22 protein-coding genes are annotated in these 23905 nt (G+C 71.3%); 8 read left to right on the top strand and 14 right to left on the bottom strand.

Going from position 1 to position 23905, the window contains the following annotated elements; all coding sequences use genetic code 11:
• Positions 1-126 precede the first annotated feature (126 nt).
• Both OG395_RS38075 and OG395_RS38070 read left to right on the top strand, forming a co-directional pair.
• Positions 127-573, top strand: coding sequence for a DUF3574 domain-containing protein (locus OG395_RS38075; RefSeq protein WP_327246990.1), 447 nt, complete (start codon positions 127-129; stop codon positions 571-573).
• A 49-nt stretch (positions 574-622) separates the two neighbouring features.
• On the top strand, positions 623-901 hold the full coding sequence (locus OG395_RS38070) for a hypothetical protein (protein ID WP_327246989.1): 279 nt from the start codon (positions 623-625) through the stop codon (positions 899-901).
• A 32-nt stretch (positions 902-933) separates the two neighbouring features.
• Here the strand turns inward: OG395_RS38070 and OG395_RS38065 are convergent, their stop codons facing one another.
• From OG395_RS38065 to OG395_RS38055, 3 genes are all read right to left on the bottom strand, one after another.
• Positions 934-2226: an SWIM zinc finger family protein gene (locus OG395_RS38065; protein ID WP_327246988.1), complete on the bottom strand. Its 1293-nt coding sequence runs from the start codon at positions 2224-2226 to the stop codon at positions 934-936.
• Positions 2223-5144, bottom strand: a complete 2922-nt coding sequence (locus tag OG395_RS38060; RefSeq protein WP_327246987.1) for a DEAD/DEAH box helicase — start codon at positions 5142-5144, stop codon at positions 2223-2225. Before OG395_RS38060 ends, OG395_RS38065 begins: the two co-directional genes overlap by 4 nt.
• A gap of 99 nt (positions 5145-5243) precedes the next feature.
• On the bottom strand, positions 5244-6191 hold the full coding sequence (locus OG395_RS38055) for a slipin family protein (protein ID WP_327246986.1): 948 nt from the start codon (positions 6189-6191) through the stop codon (positions 5244-5246).
• A gap of 205 nt (positions 6192-6396) precedes the next feature.
• Here OG395_RS38055 and OG395_RS38050 point away from each other — a divergent pair, with 205 nt between their 5' ends.
• Positions 6397-6741: a hypothetical protein gene (locus tag OG395_RS38050; RefSeq protein WP_327246985.1), complete on the top strand. Its 345-nt coding sequence runs from the start codon at positions 6397-6399 to the stop codon at positions 6739-6741.
• Between the two features lie 109 nt (positions 6742-6850).
• On the opposite strand, the gene OG395_RS38045 is transcribed toward OG395_RS38050, so the two are convergent.
• From OG395_RS38045 to OG395_RS38035, 3 genes are all read right to left on the bottom strand, one after another.
• The gene (locus tag OG395_RS38045; RefSeq protein ID WP_327246984.1) at positions 6851-7294 is read right to left on the bottom strand and encodes a DoxX family protein; all 444 of its coding nucleotides are present in this window, start codon (positions 7292-7294) and stop codon (positions 6851-6853) included.
• A gap of 87 nt (positions 7295-7381) precedes the next feature.
• The gene (locus OG395_RS38040; protein ID WP_327246983.1) at positions 7382-8077 is read right to left on the bottom strand and encodes a class I SAM-dependent methyltransferase; all 696 of its coding nucleotides are present in this window, start codon (positions 8075-8077) and stop codon (positions 7382-7384) included.
• Between the two features lie 83 nt (positions 8078-8160).
• Complete coding sequence (locus OG395_RS38035; RefSeq protein ID WP_327246982.1) at positions 8161-9279, bottom strand: ADP-ribosylglycohydrolase family protein; 1119 nt, start codon at positions 9277-9279, stop codon at positions 8161-8163.
• A gap of 100 nt (positions 9280-9379) precedes the next feature.
• Here OG395_RS38035 and OG395_RS38030 point away from each other — a divergent pair, with 100 nt between their 5' ends.
• Positions 9380-9637, top strand: a complete 258-nt coding sequence (locus tag OG395_RS38030; RefSeq protein WP_442818639.1) for a DUF6343 family protein — start codon at positions 9380-9382, stop codon at positions 9635-9637.
• A 200-nt stretch (positions 9638-9837) separates the two neighbouring features.
• Here OG395_RS38030 and OG395_RS38025 read toward each other — a convergent pair whose 3' ends face one another.
• The 4 genes from OG395_RS38025 to OG395_RS38010 form a co-directional block, all read right to left on the bottom strand.
• The gene (locus tag OG395_RS38025; protein WP_266986854.1) at positions 9838-10206 is read right to left on the bottom strand and encodes a tetratricopeptide repeat protein; all 369 of its coding nucleotides are present in this window, start codon (positions 10204-10206) and stop codon (positions 9838-9840) included.
• A 91-nt stretch (positions 10207-10297) separates the two neighbouring features.
• Positions 10298-10912, bottom strand: coding sequence for a dephospho-CoA kinase (gene coaE, locus OG395_RS38020; RefSeq protein ID WP_327246980.1), 615 nt, complete (start codon positions 10910-10912; stop codon positions 10298-10300).
• Between the two features lie 64 nt (positions 10913-10976).
• Complete coding sequence (locus OG395_RS38015; protein WP_327246979.1) at positions 10977-11915, bottom strand: PAC2 family protein; 939 nt, start codon at positions 11913-11915, stop codon at positions 10977-10979.
• 83 nt (positions 11916-11998) lie between these two features.
• A complete protein-coding gene (locus OG395_RS38010; protein WP_327249585.1) occupies positions 11999-13522 on the bottom strand; it encodes a flavin monoamine oxidase family protein in 1524 nt (507 codons plus the stop codon).
• Positions 13523-13791: 269 nt separating this feature from the next.
• Here OG395_RS38010 and OG395_RS38005 point away from each other — a divergent pair, with 269 nt between their 5' ends.
• On the top strand, positions 13792-14298 hold the full coding sequence (locus tag OG395_RS38005) for a right-handed parallel beta-helix repeat-containing protein (RefSeq protein ID WP_327246978.1): 507 nt from the start codon (positions 13792-13794) through the stop codon (positions 14296-14298).
• A gap of 96 nt (positions 14299-14394) precedes the next feature.
• On the opposite strand, the gene rpsA is transcribed toward OG395_RS38005, so the two are convergent.
• Positions 14395-15906, bottom strand: a complete 1512-nt coding sequence (gene rpsA / locus OG395_RS38000) for a 30S ribosomal protein S1 (RefSeq protein ID WP_030919647.1) — start codon at positions 15904-15906, stop codon at positions 14395-14397.
• Positions 15907-16303: 397 nt separating this feature from the next.
• Here rpsA and OG395_RS37995 point away from each other — a divergent pair, with 397 nt between their 5' ends.
• Positions 16304-17116 (top strand): class I SAM-dependent methyltransferase, encoded by an 813-nt coding sequence (locus OG395_RS37995; protein ID WP_266986846.1) that lies wholly within the window; start codon positions 16304-16306, stop codon positions 17114-17116.
• Between the two features lie 38 nt (positions 17117-17154).
• The gene (gene hrpB, locus OG395_RS37990; RefSeq protein ID WP_327246977.1) at positions 17155-19653 is read left to right on the top strand and encodes an ATP-dependent helicase HrpB; all 2499 of its coding nucleotides are present in this window, start codon (positions 17155-17157) and stop codon (positions 19651-19653) included.
• Here hrpB and OG395_RS37985 read toward each other — a convergent pair.
• The 3 genes from OG395_RS37985 to OG395_RS37975 all read right to left on the bottom strand — a co-directional run bounded on the left by OG395_RS37985 (position 19640) and on the right by OG395_RS37975 (position 22804).
• Entirely contained in the window at positions 19640-20650 is a 1011-nt protein-coding gene (locus tag OG395_RS37985; RefSeq protein WP_327246976.1) for a DUF3068 domain-containing protein, read from the bottom strand. The genes hrpB and OG395_RS37985 overlap by 14 nt on opposite strands.
• Before the next feature lie 13 nt (positions 20651-20663).
• Complete coding sequence (locus OG395_RS37980; protein WP_266986840.1) at positions 20664-20801, bottom strand: SPW_0924 family protein; 138 nt, start codon at positions 20799-20801, stop codon at positions 20664-20666.
• Between the two features lie 317 nt (positions 20802-21118).
• Complete coding sequence (locus OG395_RS37975) at positions 21119-22804, bottom strand: lytic transglycosylase domain-containing protein (RefSeq protein ID WP_327246975.1); 1686 nt, start codon at positions 22802-22804, stop codon at positions 21119-21121.
• Positions 22805-23014: 210 nt separating this feature from the next.
• On the opposite strand from OG395_RS37975, the gene OG395_RS37970 reads away from it, so the two are divergent.
• A complete protein-coding gene (locus OG395_RS37970; protein WP_327246974.1) occupies positions 23015-23884 on the top strand; it encodes a DUF4184 family protein in 870 nt (289 codons plus the stop codon).
• Positions 23885-23905 lie beyond the last annotated feature (21 nt).

The raw sequence follows: 23905 nt of genomic DNA, 5'->3' as shown, positions 1-23905 counted from the left end.
CTCCTCCGAACGAAGGCCACCCCCTTGTCGCTCCTCCCCCACTCGGCCGGCCGCCCCGGCCACCCGAGCCCGAACACCTGCAGCAACGACAGCCGGCACGGCCCGAGGCGGCCCATCGCACTCACGGTGGCAGCCGCCGCCTTCGCCGTACTGGCCGTGGGCGAACCTGTCGCGTACGCCACCCTCGGCAGCGGCACGCCCGCCGCCTCGCAGCCCGCCGCGTCGACCGCTCTCGCCCGCGGCAAGGCCTACATGGAGACTCGGCTGCTCTTCGGTACGGAACGCCCGGACGGCGGGCCCCTTGTCACCGACCAGCAGTTTCTCGCCTTCGTCGACGACGAGATCACCCCACGCTTCCCGAGGGGCCTGACCATCCAGGACGGCCGCGGCCAGTGGCGTGACTCCCGCGGGGTGATCGAGCGGGAGCGCAGTTACGAGGTGATCCTGCTCTACCCGGCGACCGAGTCACGCGTGCGCGATTCGCAGATCGAGCGGATCCGCAACGCGTACGAGAACGCATACGCCCAGGACTCGGTGGGCCGCCTGGACGAGCGTACGACCGCCGATTTCTGACGACACCGCCTGCCCCGGGCCGCACGGCCGCCACGACGACTGCGGCCATGTGGCCGATCGCAACGTCGGGCTTCCCGTGCGAGAGCTCCGTCCGCACCCGCACCCGCTCGCTCGGCATCCGCTCCGGCAGTACGCAGTGCGACTGGTCGCCGTCGGTGCTGACCATGAAGACGATCACCGGCAGGGCCGGGGGCATCCGGCGACGGCGGACGGCGCCGACCGCGGGCCGGCCCAGCAGGAGAACGAGTCGTTCCGGAAGACGCGGCTGATCCTTCTGCCGGTCGCCCTCGCGCTGCTGATCGCTGCCTTCGTCCACCTGCGGAGCTGACAGACAGCCAGGGAGTCGGGCCGGAGCCGGTGTCAGCGGCCGAGCAGAGCCATGAGTGCGCCCACCGGGTCGGTGTCCGGCATCGCGCGGGGCCACCAGTCGGCCTTGTCCCGGTCCGATTCGTAGCCGTACCAGCGGCCGTCGTGGCCGAAGCGGAGCTGGAGCGTGCCCTCGGGGTGGGTGAGGTGGTTGCGCCAGGGATGGAAGCGGGGGAAGTCGCCGGCCGCGAGGGCGGGGCGGGCCCGGTCAAAGGGACCGGCCGGGGGGTCCCAGGGAGTCTCCAGGACGTCCAGCCCTTCGGCGCCGCCCTGGCGCCAGGCGGCGACGGCGCGGGCCAGGTCGGTGGTGGTGCGGCCGGTGGCGTAGGCGAGCTCGCGATAGAGGGCGCGGGTGGTGGCGGTGAGCCCGGCGGTGGGGCGGCCGGCGGCCAGCCGGACGGCGTCCTGCCAGGGAGTGAGCCCGGCGAGCGGATCGTGTCCGGTGGTGAGGAGCGTGAGCGCGCGGGCCGCCGCGTCGGTGGCGAGCTGGTCGAGGGCGAGCGGCTCGCGGGCGCCGGGCAGTTCGGGGTACGAGGGCGGCTGGCCGGGATGCGCGGGTTCCGGGAGCGGGGAGGGCAGCGGCGGCAGGAATCGGTCGGCGAACGCCTCACGCGCCGGCACGGAGGGGGTGGCGGCGGCCGTGGGCCGTTCCCGGGCGGAGTGCGCGGCGTTGCGCCGGCCCAGCTCCTCGACGAGTTCGCGCTCGCCCCGGCCGCGCAGCAGCAGGAGGACGAAGGGGTCGGTGTCGAGCAGGCGGGCCATCTGGTAGCAGAGGGCGGCGACGTGCTTGCAGGGCCAGCCGTGGTCGGGGCAGGAGCAGCTCGGGTCGAGGTCGTCCGCGGCGGGCAGCAGTCCGATGCCGGTCTCGGCCGCCGTGTCGACCAGGCCGTGCGGCATCTCCTTGGCGAGCAGCGCGGAGAGATGGCCGGGCCGCTCGGCGACGGCGTCGAGGAAGGTGTCCCAGCCGCTGTCGGTGAGGGTCCGCAGCCGCAGTTCGGTCCGGTACGGGCGGGGGCGGCTGCCCTGGACGTAGGCGACGACGCGGCCGGGAGTCACGGTGATCGCGGCGACATGGCCACTGTCGGCGTACGCACGGCCGCGGGCGAGGCGCCCCTCGTCCATCGACAGGGACTCCAGCGCCGCCACCCAGGACCGGCCCCACCAGCTGTCCGCGAACGGTTCGCCGCCCTCGGACGCGCGGGGCGGCACGGCGTCGAAGGTGCGCCGCAGGTCGTCGGGGCCGGGTCGGGCGCGGACGTACGACGCGGGCCGGGAGCGGGGGCTCATGACGGCCTCCGGAGCGAGACGAGGTCGGCGAGGTCACGGTCGCTGAGTTCGGTCAGCGCGGTCGCTCCGGTGCCGAGCACCGCGTCGGCCAGGGCCTGCTTGGCCGCCAGCATCTCGCCGATCCGGTCCTCGACGGTGCCTTCCGCGATCAGCCGGTGCACCTGGACGGGCTGGGTCTGGCCGATGCGGTACGCGCGGTCGGTGGCCTGCTCCTCGACCGCCGGGTTCCACCAGCGGTCGTAGTGGATGACGTGGGCGGCGCGGGTGAGGTTCAGTCCGGTGCCCGCCGCCTTGAGGGAGAGCAGGAAGACCGGTACCTCGCCGGACTGGAAGCGGTCCACCATCCGTTCCCGTTCGGCCACCGGCGTACCGCCGTGCAGGAGCTGGGACGGGACGGCGCGCGAGGCGAGGTGGGCGGAGAGGATCCGGGCCATCGTCACGTACTGGGTGAAGATCAGCACGGAGCCGTCCTCGGCGAGGATCGTGTCGAGGAGTTCGTCGAGCAGGGCGAGCTTGCCGGAGCGGCCGATGAGGCGGGTCGGCTCCTCCTTCAGATACTGCGCGGGATGGTTGCAGATCTGCTTGAGCGAGGCCAGCAGCTTCATGATCAGTCCGCGGCGGGCGATGCCTTCTGAGGCCTCGATGAACGCCATGGTCTCGCGTACCGCCGCCTCGTACAGCGTGGCCTGTTCGCGGGTGAGGAAGACGGGGTGGTCGGTCTCCGTCTTCGGCGGCAGCTCCGGGGCGATGCCCGGATCGGACTTCTTGCGGCGCAGCAGGAACGGCCTGACCAGCCGGGAGAGGCGCTCGATCGCTTCCTCGTTCCCGAGTCCTGCGGCGGTGCCCGTGTTCTCGACGATCCGGGCGTGCCGGGCACGGAACGCCTTGAGGGGGCCGAGCAGCCCGGGGGTGGTCCAGTCGAGCAGGGCCCAGAGCTCGGAGAGGTTGTTCTCCACGGGGGTGCCGGTGAGGGCGATCCTGGCCGGGGCAGGGATCGTGCGCAGCGCCTTCGCGGTGGACGAGTGCGGATTCTTCACGTGCTGTGCCTCGTCGGCGACGACAAGTCCCCAGCTGTGCTGGGCGAGCTCGGCGGCGCTGGACCGCATCGTTCCGTACGTGGTGAGGACGAAGCCGTCGTCGGGGTCGTCGAGCGTGCGGTCGGTGCCGTGGAAGCGGCGGACGGGAACACCCGGGGCGAAGCGGTTGATCTCCCGGTGCCAGTTGCCCAGGAGGGAGGCGGGGCAGATCACCAGGGTGGGTGCGGGGTGCGCGCGGCGCAGATGCAGCGCGATGACGGTGATGGTCTTGCCGAGTCCCATGTCGTCGGCGAGGCAGCCGCCGAGGCCGAGCGATGTCATCCGGTCGAGCCAGGCCAGGCCGCGCAGTTGGTAGTCGCGGAGCGTGGCGTCCAGCCCGGGCGGCGGCTCGACGGTGGCGTCGTCGGCGAGGATGCGGGTGCGGAGTTCGGCGAGGGCACCGGCGGGCACCGCCTCGACCTGTTCGCCGTCCACCTCTGCGCTGCCGGTCAGCGCGACGGCGAGGGCGTCCACCGGGTCGAGCAGGCCGAGCTCACGCTTGCGTGCCTTGCGTACGAGCGCGGGGTCGACGACGACCCACTGGTCCCGCAGGCGCACCACCGGGCGGTGGGCCTCCGCGAGGATGTCCATCTCCCGCTCGGTGAGGTGCTCGTCGCCCAGCGACAGCTGCCAGTTGAAGGAGAAGAGCTGCTCGGCGTCGAAGAACGAGGTGCCGTCGGTGGCCGAGCCGGGCGCGGGCCGTACGACGGTGGCGGCCGTGAGGGAGCGGACGAGTTCGCGCGGCCAGTGGACGCTCACTCCTGCCGCCGCCAGCCGCGTCCCGGCGTCGCTCAGCAGCTCGTACAGCTCGTCCTCGGTGAGGGCGAGCACGTCGGGGACCGGCAGGTCCAGCAGCCGTTCCAGCGGCGCCCAGACGCGGGCGGCGCGGCGCAGTGCGAGCACGGCGTCGATCCTGGCCCGCGGCCCGAACGGTTCTCCGCCACCGCCGTTCCACAGTGCGGCGGCGTCGATGACGTACGTCGGGTCGGCCAGGCTGTGCACCTGCGTGATCGCCGCGGCGGCGTGCCGCGCGGCGCCGCGGTGGATGTCCGCGGTGTCTTCGGTGGTGTCGTCGGCGTCGGGGCCGCCGTACGTGTCGGCGGTGTCGAAGAGTTCGTACGCCGACAGGTCGAGCCGGAGCGAGACCCGTACCCCCGCGTCCAGACCGGCAGCGACCTCGGCGGCCCAGTCGCGGGCACGGGGCAGATGCTGGGCCTCGCGGGCCGCGAAGGGGGCCCCCATCGCGTATGCCGCCGCGGGTGTCCGGGGCAGGGTGTCGGCGACCGCGTCGAGGAACGCACCGACCAGCGACTCGGGGTCCGGGAGCTGAAGCGGTGTGCGGTCCGGGAGCGGGACGGCATGTGCCTCGGGCGGCATGGCAGCGGCGATCGCGCGCAGATGGGCGATGTCCTCGGCGTCGCGCGGACCGGCCCGCCAGGCGTCGTGGTCCTCGGCCGTCAGACCGGGGACCAGTCGGCCGCGTGCCGCCAGGTTGAGCCCATGGAGTGCGGCCGCTCCCCAACAGCGGGCGGCCGGATGAGCGGACTGCCGGTGTCGGGCGCGGACCAGCAGGGTCAGGGCGTCGGCGACGGGCAGCAGGACGGCGGGCACGGCACGAACACCCACCTCACCCTGCTGCCCGTGACGCCGCACGACAGTGATCTCGGCGCCCTCGGCAGGCCCGGCCGGCTCGACCTCCGGAAGCGGACCGTCGTCCGGGTCCCAGAAGGCGACTCGCCCGTCCCTCGGCAGCGACGCGGGCAGAAAGACGGCAGCGCACCGCAGGAAGCGAGCCGTGGCAACGTCCTGCGCGTCCTGTTGCACACGTCCTGCCGAGGTCATCGCTCCCCTCCCGTCCTGCGCTCGGTCGTCTCGTCCCACTGACTACGCGAGTCTAGGCGGGGGGTCTGACAACCGGTCCCCGGCCGGCATTCGCTCAGGTCAGTGCCTGGCGAGCGGCTTCGAGCGGGCGACCCGCGTGGGCCCGGAGACCGCCGGCGCGCCGGCAGGTGCAGGCGGAGGCGCGGCCGCGGGCGCCACGGGCGGCGCCTGTTGCGGCTGAGGCTGCGGCTCCGGCTGCGGTTGTTGCCGCGGCTGCGGTTGTTGCAGTTCCTGCTGCATCTGTCCGGGCTGCTGCGCCCGCTCCAGGAAACGGAGCAGCTCCACGGGGAACGGCAGCACCAGTGTGGAGTTCTTCTCCGCCGCGACCGCGACCACGGTCTGCAGCAGTCGCAGCTGCAGCGCGGCCGGCTGGGCGGACATCTGGGCGGCCGCTTCGGCCAGTTTCTTCGATGCCTGCAGCTCCGCGTCCGCGTTGATGACCCGCGCGCGCCGCTCGCGGTCGGCCTCGGCCTGGCGCGCCATGGAGCGCTTCATCGTCTCCGGCAGCGATACGTCCTTGATCTCCACCCGGTCGATCTGGACGCCCCAGCCCACCGCAGGGCTGTCGATCATGAGCTCCAGTCCCTGGTTCAGCTTCTCCCGGTTCGACAGCAGGTCGTCGAGGTCGCTCTTGCCGATGATCGACCGCAGGGATGTCTGCGCCATCTGCAACACCGCGAACCGGTAGTCCTCGACCTCCACGATCGCGCTCGCCGGATCGACCACCTTGAAGTAGATGACCGCATCCACCCGCACCGTCACGTTGTCCCTCGTGATGCCGTCCTGCGCGGGCACGGGCATCGTCACGATCTGCATATTGACCTTCCGCAGCCGATCGATGCCGGGAAGGATCATGGTGAATCCGGGGCCGCGCACATCGTTTCGCAGCCTGCCGAGCCGCAGCACGATGCCCCGTTCGTACTGCTTCACGACCCGCGCAGCCGCCGCCGTGTAGACCACACCCACGGACGCCGCCGCCGCTATCGCGACCACCAGTTGTTCGACCATGACGGCCCCCTGAAAGCCGGAAATACCTGATTCGCACCGCTATTACCACGTTATGCCCATTAAGTACACCGGGCGAACCCCGACCCACGGGATGATCACCCGGCAGGCCCCGCACCGGATGCCGGGGCGGCCGGGAGGGGGCAGGGTGACCATCGTCAGCACCTGATGTGCGGACGAGCCGGACGAGACAGACGAGGACCCGCCCATGCCCGTGATCGATCAACGACGCCGCCGTCTCGGCATCGCAGCCGGGACCGCGCTCCTGACCCTCACCGTCGCCGGCTGTTCCGGCCTCGGTCGCACCGCGGTCGGTCCGGTCACCTACGTCACCGAGCGGGATGCCGTGATCATGTTGAACAGCCCCTCCGTGAAGGGCTGCCACCGGCTCGTTCCGGGTGCCAAAGCAGTGCAGAACGGGACCCTGGTCGACATCATCCTGTACCGGACACGGGACTGCACGGGCCCGGGGACGACGTATGTCGCCACCACGCTCACCGATGTGAACGCAGCGACCTCCCTTCCCTGGCGCAGCTTCAGCACGGTCCACTGACCGCGGCGGCGAGCTGCCGCAGCCCGGCACCGAGGCGCGTCCGCGGGACGCTGTTCGGTGCCGGGCTGCGGCAGTGGACGGGCAGTGGACGCACGGTGGCCCGCTCGCCCTACGCGCGCCTGCGGATGAGCGCGACCAGCCGTGCCGTTCTGTCCCGCTGCTCCCGGGCGATCAGGACGACCAGCCCGATGAGCAGTGCGGGCATGATCGCGTTCACCGGGTCGAGCAGCGTCAGCTGGACGATGGAGGCGCCGGCCAGCAGCCCGGCGAAGGCCATCGCCGCGACACCCGACAGCAGGGGTACCAGCAGGGCGATGGCGCCTGCCATCTCCAGGGCGCCGATGAGGTACATCGCGCCATGGCTCCAGCCCATGCGGTCGAAGGACTCGATCGCGGTTTCATGGGCGATCAGCTTGGCGAACGCGCTGAAGGCGAAGAACAGGGCGAGTACGACCCGCGCGACGGTCAGCGCGACCGCACCGCGGCTGCGTGCCGTGCTCTCCGTCGTGGCGTCAGTGGTCGTCGTGTTCGTCGCCGTCGTGATCTCGGACATCGGGGTCTCCTCGAAGAAGCGTCGCGTGGTGTCGCGTACACAGGGGTAGACCCCACCGCCCTCCGGAACTCATCGCATCTCCCGCACCTACGTGGGCAGGGCCCGCACCCACACCCCGTCGGCCGTGAGATACCGGTCCACGGTCAGCCTCGCCGCCTCCAGATGCCCCTCGAACTGCTCCTTCGTCAGCTCTCGCGACAGGAAGGTCTGGGTCCATCGCGCATCGTCGAAGACGTACTCCGCGCGCACCGCGTTCACCTCGTCGCCGACGGGGTCCGCCGAGACGATCCGCACGATGCAGCCGGACGCATCGACACGCTCCCGCGGCAGATCGGTGTGGTAGTCGGGACCCTCACGCTGCAGCAGCACGACGCCGCCCTCCCCGACGTGCCGTCGGCAGGCGCGCAGCATTCCGTCGCGCACCCGGTGTTCGCTCGTGTGCACCAGATACGACGCCAGCATCACCACGTCGAAGGTCTCGTCGCCGAGATCGAGGGACTCGACGGGGCTCTGCACCGTACGCGCGCCCCGTACGTGTTCCAGCATCTGCGGCGACTCGTCCACGGCCGTGACCTCGAAGCCACGCTCGACCAGCGCATGGGTCACGCGGCCCGCCCCGCAGCCGAGTTCGAGAATGCTCGCACCGGCGGGCACCGCCGACGCGATCACATCCGGTTCGTCGCCGACGGAAAGCCGTCTGTACAGCTCGACCGCGCAACCGTCCGGAGTGATCGAGCCGGGTCCCGTCCCCGAATATCCCTCACGCACCCGTCGTCCGCTCATATGCAGTCGAACGAACGGCCGTTGGGCACGGTTCCCGGCACGCGACGCCCTCCCGCGCCGGGTTCCTCGACGTCCGGCGTCCGTCAGCACACCGGATAGCGCTCCTGCGGCCATGCCACGGCCTGCTCGAACTCCAGGCACAGATCATCCGCCAGCTCGGCTATCACGGCCCGTCCCTCCGTCAGCACGAGCCAGGAGGGCGGGAGTTGCACGTCACCGTGGTGGGCACCGAGCAGATTGCCGCAGACCGAGCCGGTGGAGTCGCTGTCGCCCGAGTGGTTGACCGAGAGCAACAGCGACTCCGCCACGTCGTCGGCGCCGGGCAGCACCAGGGCGCAGTACACGGCGATGGCGAGGGCCTCCTCGGCCACCCAGCCCGCCCCCAGCGACTCCACCTTCTCGGCAGTCGGCGCCCCCTGCGCGGCCAGGTCGACGGCCGCGCGCATCACCGCCGTCGTCTCCTCGTGCCCCGGGTGGCGGGCCAGCAGCTCCATGGCGCGCAGCACGGCACCCGCCATCGAGTCGCCCTCCAGCAGATGGGCGGTGATCGCGGCGAGGGCCCCGGCAGCGAACGCACCGGTCGGATGCCCATGGGTGATCTGGGCACAGCGGGCGGCGAGCGCGAAGCCGGTCGCCGCTCCCTCGCCGATCAGGCCGAAAGGCGCGGACCGCATCACCGTGCCGCACCCCTTGGACCCGGTGTTGACCGGGCCCGGCAGGCCGATCGGTCCCGTCGGGTCGGGGATGTGGCCGGCCGCGAGTCCGGTGAGGCAGGCGTTGCCGGGGGCCCGCCGGGCGTACAGGAAGGGCTGCTGCCGCAGCCACCCGGTCCGTACGAGGTCGTCCCCGCCGCGGGCGGGCGGTGCCGGATGGTTCTGGGTGTCGAGCCAGCGCAGATAGGCGTTGCGGACAATCGCGGTCTCGGCGCCGCCGATCCCCTTCGCCATGGCCCGGGAGTGCGCCCTGATCAGCCCCTCCGCGGTGAACAGGGTCATCTGCGTGTCGTCGGTGACCCGGCCGACGACCCCGTCCCCGTCCGCGACAGGTTCCCGGACGCCCTGCTCCCCGTATGTCCGGCGGATACCGGAGAGCGACAGGAATTCCACCGGGTTTCCCAGGGCGTCCCCGATCGCACCGCCGAGCAGCGACCCGCGGACCCGGGCCCGGCGGGTGGCACTGTGCCCCCATGGTGTGCCGTTCACGGACGGTCCCCCACATTCTGTCGTCGTCGTTACTCAAAACCGCCGCCGCGGGTCCATCCTGGGAGGAGAGGCGATCACTATGCGTACCGGCAATGAACCGATGACCGCACGTAGCCCGCTGCGCCTGCGGCTGTTCCTGAGTCTATGGGGCATGGCCTGGGCGCTCTTCGGCCTGACAGCCTTCAGCCTGGTCGGCCGCCCGGGCTGGGCCGCGGCCTGCGGCCTGCTGCTTCTGCTGACGCTGGTGGATCTGGCAGTGATCGTCCACCACATCCACCAGGGCCCGCACTACCAGCCGGGCCGCAACATCCCCCCGTACGAACCGGACCACGGTGGACGCGGCCGGTACGGGCACTGACCTCCGGGTCCCGACGCGGGGCTCCGTCATCGGGGACAGGAATCAGGGACCGGCCGGTAGGGGCAGACGTCGATGCCGCACAGCCCCGGCCGACCTACGGGCAGGCATGCATCACCGCTCCGCAGGACCGGGTCCGGCCCCGATCGGATCCGTGGATGGCCCGTCCTGAGAGCCGTGATCCTCATGGACGGGACCGGGCGTCAGCCGTCCGTGTCGAAGCGGGCCGCCCGCAGATACTCCGGGTTCGGATCGAGCGCGGCGGCCAGCCGGAAGTGACGCACGGCCTGCTCCGAACGGCCGGACCGCTGGAAGGTACGGGCCAGTGCGAAGTGCGCGAACGCGTTGTCCGGTTCACGCTCCAGGACGAGTTCGAATTCCAGCTCGGCCGGGCGCAGCTGGGCGGCGGCGAAGAAGGCGCGTGCGCGCAGCAGACGGGCAGCCGTGTTCTCCGGATGGGCGGCGATCACCGAGTCCAGCAGCTTGACCGCGCCGCGCGGGTCGCGCGCGGCCAGCAGGCGTTCGGCCGCGCGGAAGTCGATGACATGGGTTTCCGGGGTCCTCTCGAGCACGGTCGCATCCTTCCCTTCGTCAACCCGTTTCCAACGTCCGGCCGGGTGCAGGTATTCCGGTCGGTGGACCGGCCCGCGGCGGCCCGCCGCGTCAGTCCCGTCCGGAGGCGGCAGCGGCCCGCTGCGTCAGTTCCTCCCAGACCTTGCGGACCTGCGGCTCCAGCGCCTTGAGCGGTCCGTCGTTGTCGACGATCAGATCGGCGACGGCCCGACGCTGCTCGCGGGTGGCCTGCGCGGACATCCGGGCGCGAGCCTCGGGCTCCGTCATGCCGCGCAGCCGTACGAGCCGGTCGAGTTGGGTCCCGGGGGCGGCGTCCACGACGACGACCAGGTCGTAGAGGGGGGCGAGTCCGTTCTCGGTGAGGAGGGGGACGTCGTGGACGACGACGGAGTCGGGGCCCGCAGCCCTCTCCAGTTCGGCGGAGCGGGCGCCGACGAGCGGGTGCACGATCGCGTTGAGCGTGGCGAGCCGGTCGGCGTCGGAGAACACGATGGAGCCGAGCTTCGGCCGGTCCAGGGTGCCGTCGGCGGTGAGGATGCCGTCGCCGAAGGCCTCGACGACGGCCGCGAGCCCGGGGGTCCCGGGCTCGACGACCTCACGCGCGATCCGGTCGGCGTCGATCAGTACCGCTCCGTACGAGACGAGCAGTCGTGACACTTCGCTCTTGCCGGCGCCGATTCCGCCGGTCAGGCCCACTTTCAGCATGGTCGAGAGATTAGCCCCGCCTCCGGGCGCGGTCATGGCCCGGTCACGCCGTCCGCGCCGACGGTCAGCCGTCGCCCTCCCGCTCGGCGAGGAATCGTTCGAATTCGAGGCCGATCTCGTCGGCGGACGGCAGGTCGACCGGCTCCGCGACCAGGTTGCCTCGCGTCTCGGAGCCCGCGAGCGCGTCGTACTGGTGCTCAAGCCCCTCGACGAGCGAGACGAGCTCCTCGTCTCCCTGATCGATCTGGCGGTCGATCTCCGTCTGCGTGCGGTGGGCCTCCGTGCGCAGGGAGTGCGCGATGCCCGGCAGAACCAGGCCGGTCGCGGCCGTGATCGCCTCCAGTGCCGTGAGCGCGGCATCCGGGTACGCGGAGCGGGCGACGTAGTGCGGCACATGGGCGGCGACGCCGAGGACGTCGTGCCCGGCCTCCATCAGCCGGTACTCCACCAGTGCCTCGGCGGAGCCGGGGACCTGTGCCTCGTCGAAGGGGCTGCGGTGGCCGGGCATCAGGTCCGTGCGGTTGCCGTGCGGCGTGATGCCGACCGGCCGGGTGTGTGGGACGCCCATCGGGATGCCGTGGAAGTTGACGGCGAGACGCACCCCCAGCCGCTCGACGATCTGCTCGACGGCGGAGGCGAACCTCTCCCACTCCACGTCCGGCTCGGGCCCGGACAGCAGCAGGAAGGGCGCCCCGGTGGCGTCCTGGACCACCCGGACGTCCAGCGTCGGGGTCTCGTACGCCGCCCAGCGGTCACGCCGGAAGGTCAGCAGCGGGCGCCGTGCGCGGTAGTCGACGAGCCGGTCGTGGTCGAAGCGGGCCACGACCTGGTGCGGCAGAGTCTCGAGGAGGCCGTCCACGATCTGCTCGCCGGCCTCACCCGCGTCGATGTACCCCTCGAAGTGGTAGAGCATGACCAGGCCGGCCGACTCCTGGGCGAGCGCCATGTCGACGACGGCCAGGCCCTTCGGCTCCCATTCGTACAAACTCTGCGGATCAGGCACGGTTACCGCTCCTCCTCGTGTTCCTGGGGGACAACGCCCGGCGGGGCACAGGCATTCCCAGCCTGTGCCCTTTCACAGGGTGGTTACGCCAGGACGCGCGCGTGCAGTGCGGTGACCGCCTTCCTCGCGGAGGTGAACGCTCCGTGCTGCCAGGCATCGGTGTGGCTGAGGTAGTCACCGGCGAAGTAGACGCGGCCCGCAGCCTGGTTGAGGGGTGCGAAGGCAGGGGCGTCGGGGCCGTCGGACAGGGAGTGCCAGGCGGCCTCGAGGTGCGGGGTCTGGCGCCAGTGGTGGGAGAACGACGAGGCGAGTTCCGTACGGTACTTCTCGCCGTGGATCTTCACGCCCTGGGCGACGGCGCGCGCCTCCCGCTCGCGCGGGGTGAGCGCCGCGTACGCGTCGGCCTGCGCGCCGTAGTTGTAGTACCCGATGACGGTGCCACGCTCCCCGTGGTGCCCGTACGACGGGTACCAGATGTGTGCGAGGTCCATGTCCGTCTCGGTGATGCCGCCGTAGATCCGATGATCGGTCTCCCACCAGCGGCTGCGGTACTCCAGACCGATCTTGCCGGCGGAGGACGGCTTGCACGCCTCCAGGGCGGCCTGTACGGCGGGGCCGAGGTTGTGGGCGGTCTTGGCGAGGATGTTGGGCGGCAGGGCGGCGATGCAGTAGTCGGCATCGATGGTGCGGGTGCGCCCGCCCTGGGTGTACGTGACGGTGACACCGTGGGCCGTGTCGGTGATGTCGCCGACGACGGCTCCGGTACGGATCCGGCGCTCGCCTGTCGCCCGGGTGAGCGCGGCGGGTATCCGGTCCATGCCGCCGACCGGCTGGAACATCAGCATCGCCTGGTCGTACTCGAACTCGAAGGAGAAGTAGCGTCCGACGCCGCTGGCGAAGACCTCGGAGGCGGACGGTACGGATCCGAGTTCCTCGCCGGGGGTTCCGGCGGCCGCGGGGTCGATGCGGTAGCCACGCCGGGCGCTGCCGGTGTAGTCGAGGGTGTCGCCGATGTCGCCGAAGTCCTTGAGGAATTCCAGGAGTCGCTCCTGGTCCTCGGCGGTGATCTGCCGGTCGAGGGCGCCCTTGTCGGTGGCCTTGGCGAGGAGTTCGGCGACGTAGCCGTACACATCGGCCTTCGCGGTGCGGTAGCGCACCGGGGCCTTCATGCCGGCCTTCTCGTTGAAGATATACGCATGGGCGTTCACATTGGTGAACACCTCAATGGGGACGCCGAGTTCGCGGCAGTAGTCGAGGGTGACCATCCACTGCGGGATCCGGGCGGGACCCGCGTTCATGTACTGCCCGTCGGTGAACCGGGCGGTCTGCGTGTTGCCGTAGGCATCGGTGGTGGAATCGCCGCCGCGCACGGTGAAGTTACGGCCGCCGGTACGACTCCGGGCCTCCAGGACCGTACAGTCGTAGCCGCCCTTGCCCAGTTCGTACGCGGCGGCCAGTCCGGCGATGCCACCTCCCACGACGACGACCTTGGCCGCGGCCTTCCCCTTCAGCGTGAAGTCGCCCTTACTGGGGGCATGGAAAGCGGGTTCGCGCTGTGCGGCCCGGGCGGTGGGGGCGAGGCCGAGGGCCCCCATGGTCGCGAACATCGCGCCCGCCCCACCGGTGATCCCGACCTGACGGAGAAAGCTGCGACGGCTCGCGCCCGTGACGACGGGCGGGTTGTACGACGTGTGCGTCATGTCCCTGCTCCCCTTCGGATCTTGAGGTTGCCGGGATCCTGGCAAGCGTGTGTTACGGCCCGTCAGTTACTCGTGTATCTCGCACGTTTCTCTCCGTTCACGGCAGCGCGGCCACCGGAGACCGGTGGTTCAGACCTTGACCGGGGCACACCCCATCCCTACCGCCACAAGGTGACATGTCCACACATGCACCCCGCATTCACGTACGAGAACGACTCGAACCCTTCGACGGGAAGGCACCCGCACGCCGCTCCCCGCCCTGCCGGCCACGGCGCTCGGCCGGGGCGGTCCTCACCGCAGGCGGCGGCTACGGACTCCGCCTCAACGGCGCGTCCCACTGGACCGCCCAGGGCGTCACCGTCACCGACGGCCAGAAGGGCATCGTGGCCGACGCCGACGACGACGTCGTCATCGACTCCGTGACCGTGCACGACCTGGATATGGAGGGCGAGCACTTCCGCACGTCCAGTGCGAACGGCGTCACCAGGAACTCGCGGATCCACGAGACCGGGCGCGACGGCCGCGGCATGGGCGAGGGCGTCTCGGACCTGACCGGCTCCACCGGCGACAAGCAGATCGCGTTCAACGTCACCAGCTACAGCGCGAGCTGCCCGTCCACCGTCCACAGCAGCAACACCGTCATCGATGGCAGGGGCCTGACCAACATCACGGTCACCCCGTAGAACCGGACCCCGGACGCAAGTGAGGCCCGCTCCCCGAAGGGAGCGGGCCTCACTTGTCAGCTACTGCAGTCGATGACCGACCGGAGGGTCAGAGCGTCAGCTCTGGCCGCCCGCCAGCTTCTCGCGCAGGGCAGCCAGGGCCTCGTCCGACGCCAGGGCGCCGGAGTTGTCCGCGGACTCCGAGGAGTACGAACCGCCACCGGTGCCGCCGGAGGCAGCCGGGGCACCGCCGGCCGGGGCAGCAGCGCCCTCGGCCGCAGCGGCCTCGTCGGCCTCGCGGGACTTGATGACCTGGGCCTGGTGCTGCTCGAAGCGCTGCTGCGCCTCGGCGTACTGCGTCTCCCACGCCTCGCGCTGGGTCTCGTAGCCCTCGAGCCAGTCGTTGGTCTCGGGGTCGAAGCCCTCGGGGTAGATGTAGTTGCCCTGGTCGTCGTAGGACGCGGCCATGCCGTACAGGGTCGGGTCGAACTCGACCGAGGCCGGGTCGGCACCGAAGGACTCGTTGGCCTGCTTCAGCGAGAGGCTGATGCGACGGCGCTCGAGGTCGATGTCGATGACCTTGACGAAGATCTCGTCGTTGACCTGGACGACCTGCTCCGGGATCTCCACGTGGCGCTCGGCCAGCTCGGAGATGTGGACCAGACCCTCGATGCCCTCGTCGACGCGCACGAACGCACCGAACGGAACGAGCTTCGTGACCTTACCGGGAACGACCTGCCCGATCTGGTGCGTACGGGCGAACTGCTGCCACGGGTCTTCCTGCGTCGCCTTGAGCGACAGCGAGACGCGCTCGCGGTCCATGTCGACGTCGAGGACCTCGACGGTGACTTCCTGGCCGACCTCGACAACCTCGGAGGGGTGGTCGATGTGCTTCCAGGACAGCTCGGAGACGTGCACGAGACCGTCGACGCCACCGAGGTCCACGAAGGCACCGAAGTTGACGATCGAGGAGACGACGCCGGAGCGGACCTGACCCTTCTGCAGGGTCGTGAGGAAGGTCTGACGGACCTCGCTCTGGGTCTGCTCGAGCCAGGCACGGCGGGACAGGACCACGTTGTTGCGGTTCTTGTCCAGCTCGATGATCTTGGCCTCGAGCTCCTTGCCCACGTAGGGCTGGAGGTCGCGGACACGACGCATCTCGACGAGCGACGCCGGGAGGAAGCCGCGGAGGCCGATGTCGAGGATGAGACCACCCTTGACGACCTCGATGACGGTACCGGTGACGATGCCGTCTTCTTCCTTGATCTTCTCGATGGTGCCCCAGGCACGCTCGTACTGAGCGCGCTTCTTCGAGAGGATCAGGCGGCCTTCCTTGTCCTCCTTCTGGAGAACCAGGGCCTCGATCTCGTCGCCGACCTTGACGACCTCGTTCGGGTCGACGTCGTGCTTGATCGAGAGCTCGCGGCTCGGGATGACACCTTCGGTCTTGTAACCGATGTCGAGGAGAACCTCGTCCCGGTCAACCTTGACGATGACACCGTCAACGATGTCGCCGTCGTTGAAGTACTTGATCGTCTCGTCGATCGCCGCGAGGAACGCGTCCGCGTCGCCGATGTCGTTGACCGCAACCTGCGGAGTGGTGGCGGTGGTCTCGGTGCTGCTCGTCATGTGGGAAAGGGCTCCGGTACGGACAGTGAGTCGTAGGTACTGCTACGCCGAGAGCCCGTATCGCCTCTGCAGAAGCCGGACAGCCTGGGAAGCACCCGACCCGCGGAACGGGAGGCACCTCGTGAACCGAGGGGACATGCAACAGATGCAAGCGCGGCCTGCTAGGTCTGAGGCGCGCAGGCTCGCAGCGCAACTTGTAGCATACGGGGGCAGCCGGGCAGGGTCAATGCGCGAAGGCGCACACGGGGGACATAAGGGCCCAAACCCGGCACAGTTCATGTTCTCCGAGGCCACATCGGTCCCGGCCGTGTTGCGTGACTACGGTTCCGTACTCACAGGTGCCCCTAGGTACGTACCGCGTGCAGTGGGGTGAAGGCAAACTACAACGACGGACACGATGAGCCAAGAGATCTACACCACCGAACCGGAAGCGACCCGCCGCAGCGCCGGGGAAGCGGAGAGCAGCCGGGCAAGTCGCGGCTGGTGGGACCGGAACGCCGACGAGTACCAGAGCGACCACGGCGCGTTTCTCGGCGACGACCGTTTCGTCTGGGGCCCGGAGGGTCTCGACGAGGCCGAGGCCGGCCTGCTCGGCCCCGCGGAGTCGCTGAGCGGCCTGGACATCCTGGAGATCGGTGCGGGCGCGGCGCAGTGCTCGCGCTGGCTGGCCGCCCAGGGCGCCCGTCCCGTCGCCCTCGACCTCTCCCACCGCCAGCTCCAGCACGCGCTGCGGATCGGCGACGAGGTCCCGCTGGTGGAGGCGGACGCCGGGGTGCTGCCGTTCCGGGACGGCTCCTTCGACCTGGCCTGCTCCGCCTATGGCGCGGTGCCGTTCGTCGCCGACCCCGTGCAGGTCTTCCGGGAGGTGCACCGGGTGCTGCGCCCGGGGGGCCGCTGGGTCTTCTCGGTGACGCATCCGATCCGCTGGGCGTTCCCGGACGAGCCCGGGCCCGAGGGCCTGTCCGTCGCGGCCTCCTACTTCGACCGCACCCCGTACGTCGAGCAGGACGAGCAGGGCAACGCCGTGTACGTCGAGCACCACCGGACCGTGGGCGACCGGGTGCGGGACGTGGTGGCCGGCGGGTTCCGCCTGGTCGACCTGGTCGAGCCGGAGTGGCCCGCCTGGAACAACCAGGAGTGGGGCGGCTGGTCCCCGCTGCGCGGAAACCTGATTCCGGGCACGGCGATCTTCGTCTGCGTGCGGGACTGAGCGCGGGCCCGAAGGACCGGAGTACGACACTGGGGGGCGTGATCCGTACCGACGCCCTCGACCGGCTGCCCGTCCGTACCGCCGTGCCCGCGCTCCGGCAGGCGCTCGACGACCGGGGTGTCGCGGTGCTCTGCGCACCGCCCGGCACCGGCAAGACGACGCTGGTCCCGCTGGTCCTCGCCGGCCTGGTCGGCGACGGCCCCGCGCGCCGCGTGGTGGTCGCCGAACCGCGCCGGATCGCGGCCCGCGCGGCGGCCCGGCGCATGGCGTGGCTCCTCGGGGAGCGGACCGGGGAGCGTGTGGGGTTCACGGTCCGCGGGGAGCGTGTGGTGGGGCGCGACACGGTGGTGGAGGTGGTGACCACCGGTGTGCTCCTGCAACGGCTCCAGCGCGACCAGGAGCTCGCCGGGGTCGATGCGGTGATCATCGACGAGTGTCATGAACGGCATCTGGACGCGGACACGGTCGCCGCCTTCCTCCTCGACGTACGGGAGGCGATCCGGCCCGATCTGCGGCTGGTCGCCGCGTCGGCGACGACGGACGCGGAGGGGTGGGCGCGACTGCTCGGCGATGCGCCGGTGGTCGAGGCGCAGGGCGTGTCGCACTCGGTGGAGGTGGTGTGGGCGCCGCCGGTGAGACCGGTCGGGCCGCCGCACGGGATGCGGGTCGACCCGGCGCTGCTGACGCATGTCGCCTCGATGGTGCGCCGGGCGCTCGCCGAGCGGGACGGCGACGTGCTCTGCTTCCTGCCGGGCGTCGGTGAGATCGGCCGGGTGGCGGGACAGCTGGCGGGGGTGCCCGCGGAGGTGCTGCAGGTGCACGGGCGGGCACCGGCGGCAGTGCAGGACGCCGTGCTGGCGGGCTCGTCCGAGGGGCGCCGGGTGGTGCTGGCGACCTCCGTCGCGGAGTCGTCGCTGACGGTGCCGGGGGTGCGGATCGTCGTCGACTCGGGCCTGGCCAGGGAGCCGCGTACCGATCATGCCCGCGGACTGAGTGCGCTGACGACCGTGCGGGCCTCGCAGGCCACCGGGAGGCAGCGGGCGGGCCGGGCGGGGCGTGAGGCCCCGGGCGCGGTGTACCGGTGCTGGGAGCAGGCGGAGGACGGGCGGCTCGCCCGGTTCCCGTCGCCGGAGATCAAGGTGGCCGATCTGGCGGCGTTCGCCCTGCAGGCGGCCTGCTGGGGCGATCCGGACGCGTCGGGGCTGGCGCTGCTCGACCCGCCACCCGCCGGGGCGATGGGGGCGGCCCGCGAGGTCCTGACGGCCGTCGGCGCGGTGGACGCGGTCGGCCGGGTGACCGACCGGGGCGTACGGATGTCGCGTCTCGGCCTGCATCCCCGGCTCGCCCGTGCGCTGCTGGACGGCGCGGACGAGGTGGGCGGGCGCCGGGCGGCGGAGGTGGTGGCGCTGCTGAGCGAGGAGCCGCCCCGGGAGTACGGGGACGACCTGGCGGCGGCGCTGCGTACCGCCCGGCGGGGCGGCGACGGCTACGCGGCGCGCTGGCGGCAGGAGGTACGGCGGCTGTCGTCGTCCCTGGAAGGCGCCCGCGAGGGTTCCGGCACGGATGATGCCGCCGTCGGCCTGGTGGCCGCGCTGGCGTTCCCGGAGCGGGTGGCACGGGCCCGCGGCGAAGGAGCGTTCCTGATGGCGTCGGGGACGGGCGCGCAGCTGCGTGACGGATCGCGGCTGCGCAGCGCACCCTGGCTGGCCGTCGCGGTCGCTGACCGCCCGGCGCACGCGGCGTCCGCACGGGTGCGGCTCGCAGCCGTCATCGACGAGGACACGGCGCGGCTGGCCGCCGGGCATCTGCGGTTCGCGGGCGAGGAGGTCCGGTGGGACGGCCAGGACGTGGTGGCCCGCTCCGTGGAACGCCTGGGCGCTGTCGAACTGTCCGTGCGGGCGCTGAAGCAGCCGGACCCCACGCTGGTGCGGGCAGCGCTCGTCGACGGGTTGCGGCGCGAGGGACTCGGCCTGCTGCGCTGGACCCGGGAGACCGGGCAGCTGCGTGCGCGGCTCACCTTCCTGCACCGGGAGCTGGGGCTCCCGTGGCCCGATGTGTCGGACGATGCGCTGCTGTCGCGTACCGAGGAATGGCTGGAGCCCGAGTTGTCACGGGCCCGCCGCCGCTCCGACCTGGCCCGCATCGACGCCGGGCAGGCGTTGCGGCGGCTCCTGCCGTGGGCGACGGGCGAGGCCGCCCGGCTGGACGAGCTGGCGCCCGAGCGGATCGAGGTGCCGAGCGGGTCCCGGATCCGGGTCGAGTACGGCGGGGCGCAGCCCGTACTCGCGGTGAAACTCCAGGAACTGTTCGGTCTCACCGAGACGCCGGAGGTGGCCGGGATGCCGGTTCTCGTGCACCTGCTCTCCCCCGCCGGCCGCCCGGCGGCGGTCACCGCCGATCTGGCGTCGTTCTGGCAGGACGGATACCGGGCGGTGCGGGCGGAGCTGCGCGGCCGCTATCCGAAGCATCCGTGGCCGGAGGACCCGACGACGGTCGCGGCGACCCGGTACACCTCGGCGCGGCTCAGGCGGGAGTAGGCGCCGGATCCGGCGCGGGTGCGGTCGCCGCCTCCGGCTCCCGGCCGCCCGGCCGCCGGGACCGTGCCTCCAGCCACAGTGCGAGCGCCAGCAGCCCGACGGCAAGGATCAGGAATCCCCGAGGCAGGTACGAGGTGAGCAGCAGGATCAGCACACGCTGGGACGTGACCAGCGCGACGGTGGACTCGATGTAGTCCTCGCGCATCTTCACGTGTCCGGCGAACGCGGTGACCGTGTCCTCGGGCATGCCCATCGCCTTCGCGTTGCGCAACTCCTCCTTGTGGATCTCCTCGCCGTTGACGGGCGCGCCGGTGACCGGGTCGACCCAGAACATCCGCTTGGTGGTGTACCAGCGGGTCATGCCCGTCTTGGCGACCTGCGCGGCGGTCACGCCCGCGATCGGCATCTTCTTCGGCATCGGGACCTTGGTCCACGGGATCGTCTGCTCGAAGTAGTACACGTCCATGCCGCGGAACGTCCGGGTGCCCCTGTAGTGGATCGGTGAGCTGGTACGGGTCTGGGCGTCGAAGTACTCGTAGTCGCGCTTCTCGGTGAGGAACGGCCATTTGAACTCGATGCCCTCGCGCTCGACGGGGTCGCCGTCGACACTCTCGCCGGTGGCGTGGACGGGGGCCTGGCTGTGCGCGTCGAAGATGTAGCGCTCGGGGATCTGCGAGACCATCGCGCCGTTCGGGTCGACCACGTAGCTGAGGGCGTCCCAGACGACGACGTCGCGGCCGGCGCTGCGCTCGATCTTCTCGGACTCCTCCACATTGCCCTTGAGGGTCTGCACGATGGTGACCTCGGGGACCTGCTTGACCTTCATGCCGTCGTTGTAGTCGAGGAGCGTGGCGGGCTTCGCCTCCAGAACCACCTCCTGGTACTGGCTCGGCGGGATCTTCGCCAGCCTCGGGAAGGCGTACCAACGCAGCAGTGGCGACAGGGCGGCGAAGAAGACGGCGAAGGCCAGGAGTACGAGTCCGGCTCGGCGGCGCATGGTGTCCTCCCCACTACTTCTTGGGTCCGGGGACGGTGGTCAGCAGGGGTTTGGGCGAGGTCTCGCCGGGTGGTGCGCCGATCGCGGTGACCGTGAACACGAGGGCGAGGGCCGCGGCCAGCCCGATGGCGGCGGCGATGACGGCACGCATGCTCGGCCTCCCGGAGAGCGCGGATCTGACAGGTCGTCAGGGTTGGGGCACCGTAGCAATGGAGACGCGAGATGAGAACACGTAGGACCGACCGGCCATTGGGGGGTGGGTGAAGGAGCGGGGCCGGGGTACGTGCATCGCAAGGCGGAGGGTCGTCCTCGTACTGGACGTACTCGGGCGAGCCCGACAACGCAGCGAGCGTGCGTGCCAGGCGTCGCGGGGCAGGCGTGACTTCCGACACACGCCCTGAAGCAGCCCCTGTGCCGGGTGGTGGCACAGGGGCTGCTTGAGAGCGCGGTACGGCTCCGGGGCTGCCGTCAGGCGGCGGGCGCCTCGACCTCGAGCTCGATGACGACGGTGGCGCCGCCCTCGGTGGTCAGGCGGAGCCTGTACGTGCCCGTGGTGTCGTCGGCGTAGATCTTCGGGAGCGTCAGCGTGCCGTCGGCGCCGGTCTTCAGGTCCGTCAGGGTGCGGACCGTGTTGCCGTCCGCGTCCTTGAAGTACGGGCCCTTGTCGTTCTCCACCGGCGTGTCCCCGTCGGTGATCATTGTCGCGGTGACGGCGACACCGGACGCGACCGCACCCCCGTACGTGGCCTTGACCGCGACGGTGTCGGCGAACTCGGCGCCGGGGGCGGCGGTCAGTGCCTTGTCATCGGTCCTGGCGATCGCGTCGGCCTGCCGGGCCGTCACGGTCGCGGTGTACGGGACAGCCGGCAGCGAACGTCCGGTGGCGATGGCGCGGACCATGAACCGGCCCGTCTTCTCGCCCGCTTGCAGCACCGGAGTCGTCACCGTGCCGTCGGCACCGGTGGCCAGGGTGACCGAGTTCTTCCCGCCCTCGAAGCGGGTGTCGGTGTCACCGGCGATGGTGAATGTGACGGACACCTTGGCGAGCGGGCCGCCCAGACTGTTCTTCGCCCGCACCTTGATCCGTTCGGCGAACGCGTCGCCCGCGGTGGCGGTCAGCTTGCCGGTGCCCGCGTCCTCCACGGCGCCGAGGGTCTGCGCCGGCTTCGGCTTGGGAGTCGGCTCGGGGCTCGTCGAACCGCCGCCCGGCTTCGAAGGCTTCGGGTCCGGCTTCGGGTCCGGCTTCGGCTTCGGACTCGGACTCGGACTCGCCGGCGGGGTCGGAGACGGCGAGGTGCCGGGGTTCCTGCTCGAATCCGTACCACCGTCGAGGGGCGGCGGGACGGCGCCGCTGCCGTCGGGGACCTCGTGCGTGCCGCGCCTGTAGTAGTCGAACCAGGAACGGACCGTACGGAGGTATTCGTTCGAGTGGTTGTAGCTGAGGACCGCCCGGTCGAGATCGGCTGCCACCGACAGGTCGCGCGAGCCGGCGCAGAGATAGCGCCCGGCGGCGAGCGCCGCGTCGTAGATGTTGTTGGGGTCCTTGCGGCCGTCGCCGTTGCCGTCCTGGCCCCACGTCGCCCACGTCGACGGGATGAACTGCATCGGGCCGACCGCACGGTCGTGCGTCGAATCCCCGTCGTACGCCCCGTTGTCGGTGTCCTTGATCATGGCGAAGCCCTGACCGTTGAGGACCGGGCCGAGAATCGGGGAGAACGTGGTGCCGTTCGCGTCGACCCGGCCACCGCGGGCCTGGCCGGACTCGACCTTCCCGATCGCGGCGAGGAGCTGCCACGGCAGCCTGCAGGCCGCGTCGGTGTCCGCGAGAGACCGCTCGGCCTTCTTGTACGCGGCCAGTACCGAAGCCGGTATGCCCGATTGCGCACTGCCGGTGATCGGCAGATTCGTCGACGTACCGGGCTTGTTGGGGCTGACCAGCGGGGGCAGGTCCGTGTAGTACGGCGAGTTGCCGGTGGCCACTGAGTCGTCGGACGGTGTGGAACCGGCGGCCGGCTGGTCACCACCGGCGCCGCCGCCGTCCGATGCGAGGACCGCGCCGGGGCCCTGCGAGGCGGCGAGCGCCGCCACAGCAACTGCGGCCACCGCAGTGGTGGTCGCCCCTCGGCGCAGTCGGCGGCCGAATTGCGCTGCCATACGTCTGGTCCCTCCCCGTCGACGGCTGCCCGCGCTCCCCAGCGCGAGGACTCAGGCGACCCTACGGCAACTTGTGCCGCTCGAACACAGGGACCTGACCGCTTCTCACCGGTATTTCACGTTGCAGACCGCAAGTTGTACAGGGGGCGTCGACTGTGCATCGGACGAGCACCGGATCTTCGTCCGGCGCACTGGCGCATACTTGCCGCCATGCCGTTCACCCTGAGCCATGCCGCCGCCGTCCTCCCGGTGATCCGCCGGAACGGCACCGGGCGCGGGCCGCTCCTCGCCTCGGCGCTGGTCGCCGGTTCGTTCGCCCCCGACATGACGTACTACGCGGACACGGCGATCCCCGGCGCGATGGAGTTCGGGGAGGTCACCCATGCCGTGTGGGGTGTTTTCACGGTGGACGTGCTCATCACGGCGGCACTCGTGGCGCTGTGGCTGCTGCTGCGCGAACCACTGGTGGCACTGCTCCCGCAGCCCTGGCAGGGGCGCGTGCACACCTTCGTACGGGGAGAGCGGCAGGGCCCCCGGGGCGCACGGGACATTGCCTGGTTCGTCCTGTCGGCGGTCCTCGGGGCGGGCAGCCATGTGGTGTGGGACGCGTTCACCCATCACGACCGGTGGGGCACCCGGCTGGTACCGGTACTCAGTGGGAGCGCCGGCGGATTCCCGGTGTTCCAGCTGGTGCAGTACGGCAGTTCGGCCGTGGCACTGACCGTCCTCGGCTGGTTCACCGTGTCGGGGCTGCGGCGGACCGGGACCCGGCCCGCCCCGCGGTCCGTACCCGTCCTCGACCACCGGGACCGGTGGTACGCGGGCGCCCTGCTGAGCCTCTGCGTGCTGCTCGGCATCGTCCACCGGTGCGCCCGCTGGTATGCGTACTTCGGGCACATCGACACACCACTGGACATCATCCCCACCGCCTGCTTCGGCGCCGGAGCAGGGCTCGCCGTCGGACTGGTGCTGTACGCGGCGTGGATTCGGCTGCGGGAACGGAAGCAGAACCGGCCGCCGACCGGGACCGGGGAGCCCGGCCGCCGGACGGGCCTGGTGTCGAGCCCGCCCGGCGACTGAGCCCCGTACGACCGCCGGGAC

This window comes from Streptomyces sp. NBC_01320, assembly GCF_035974375.1.
Classification (GTDB): Bacteria; Actinomycetota; Actinomycetes; order Streptomycetales; family Streptomycetaceae; genus Streptomyces; species Streptomyces yanii.
The sequence above is the reverse complement of the archived record's forward strand: the minus strand, read 5'-3'. Positions and strand labels throughout refer to the sequence as shown.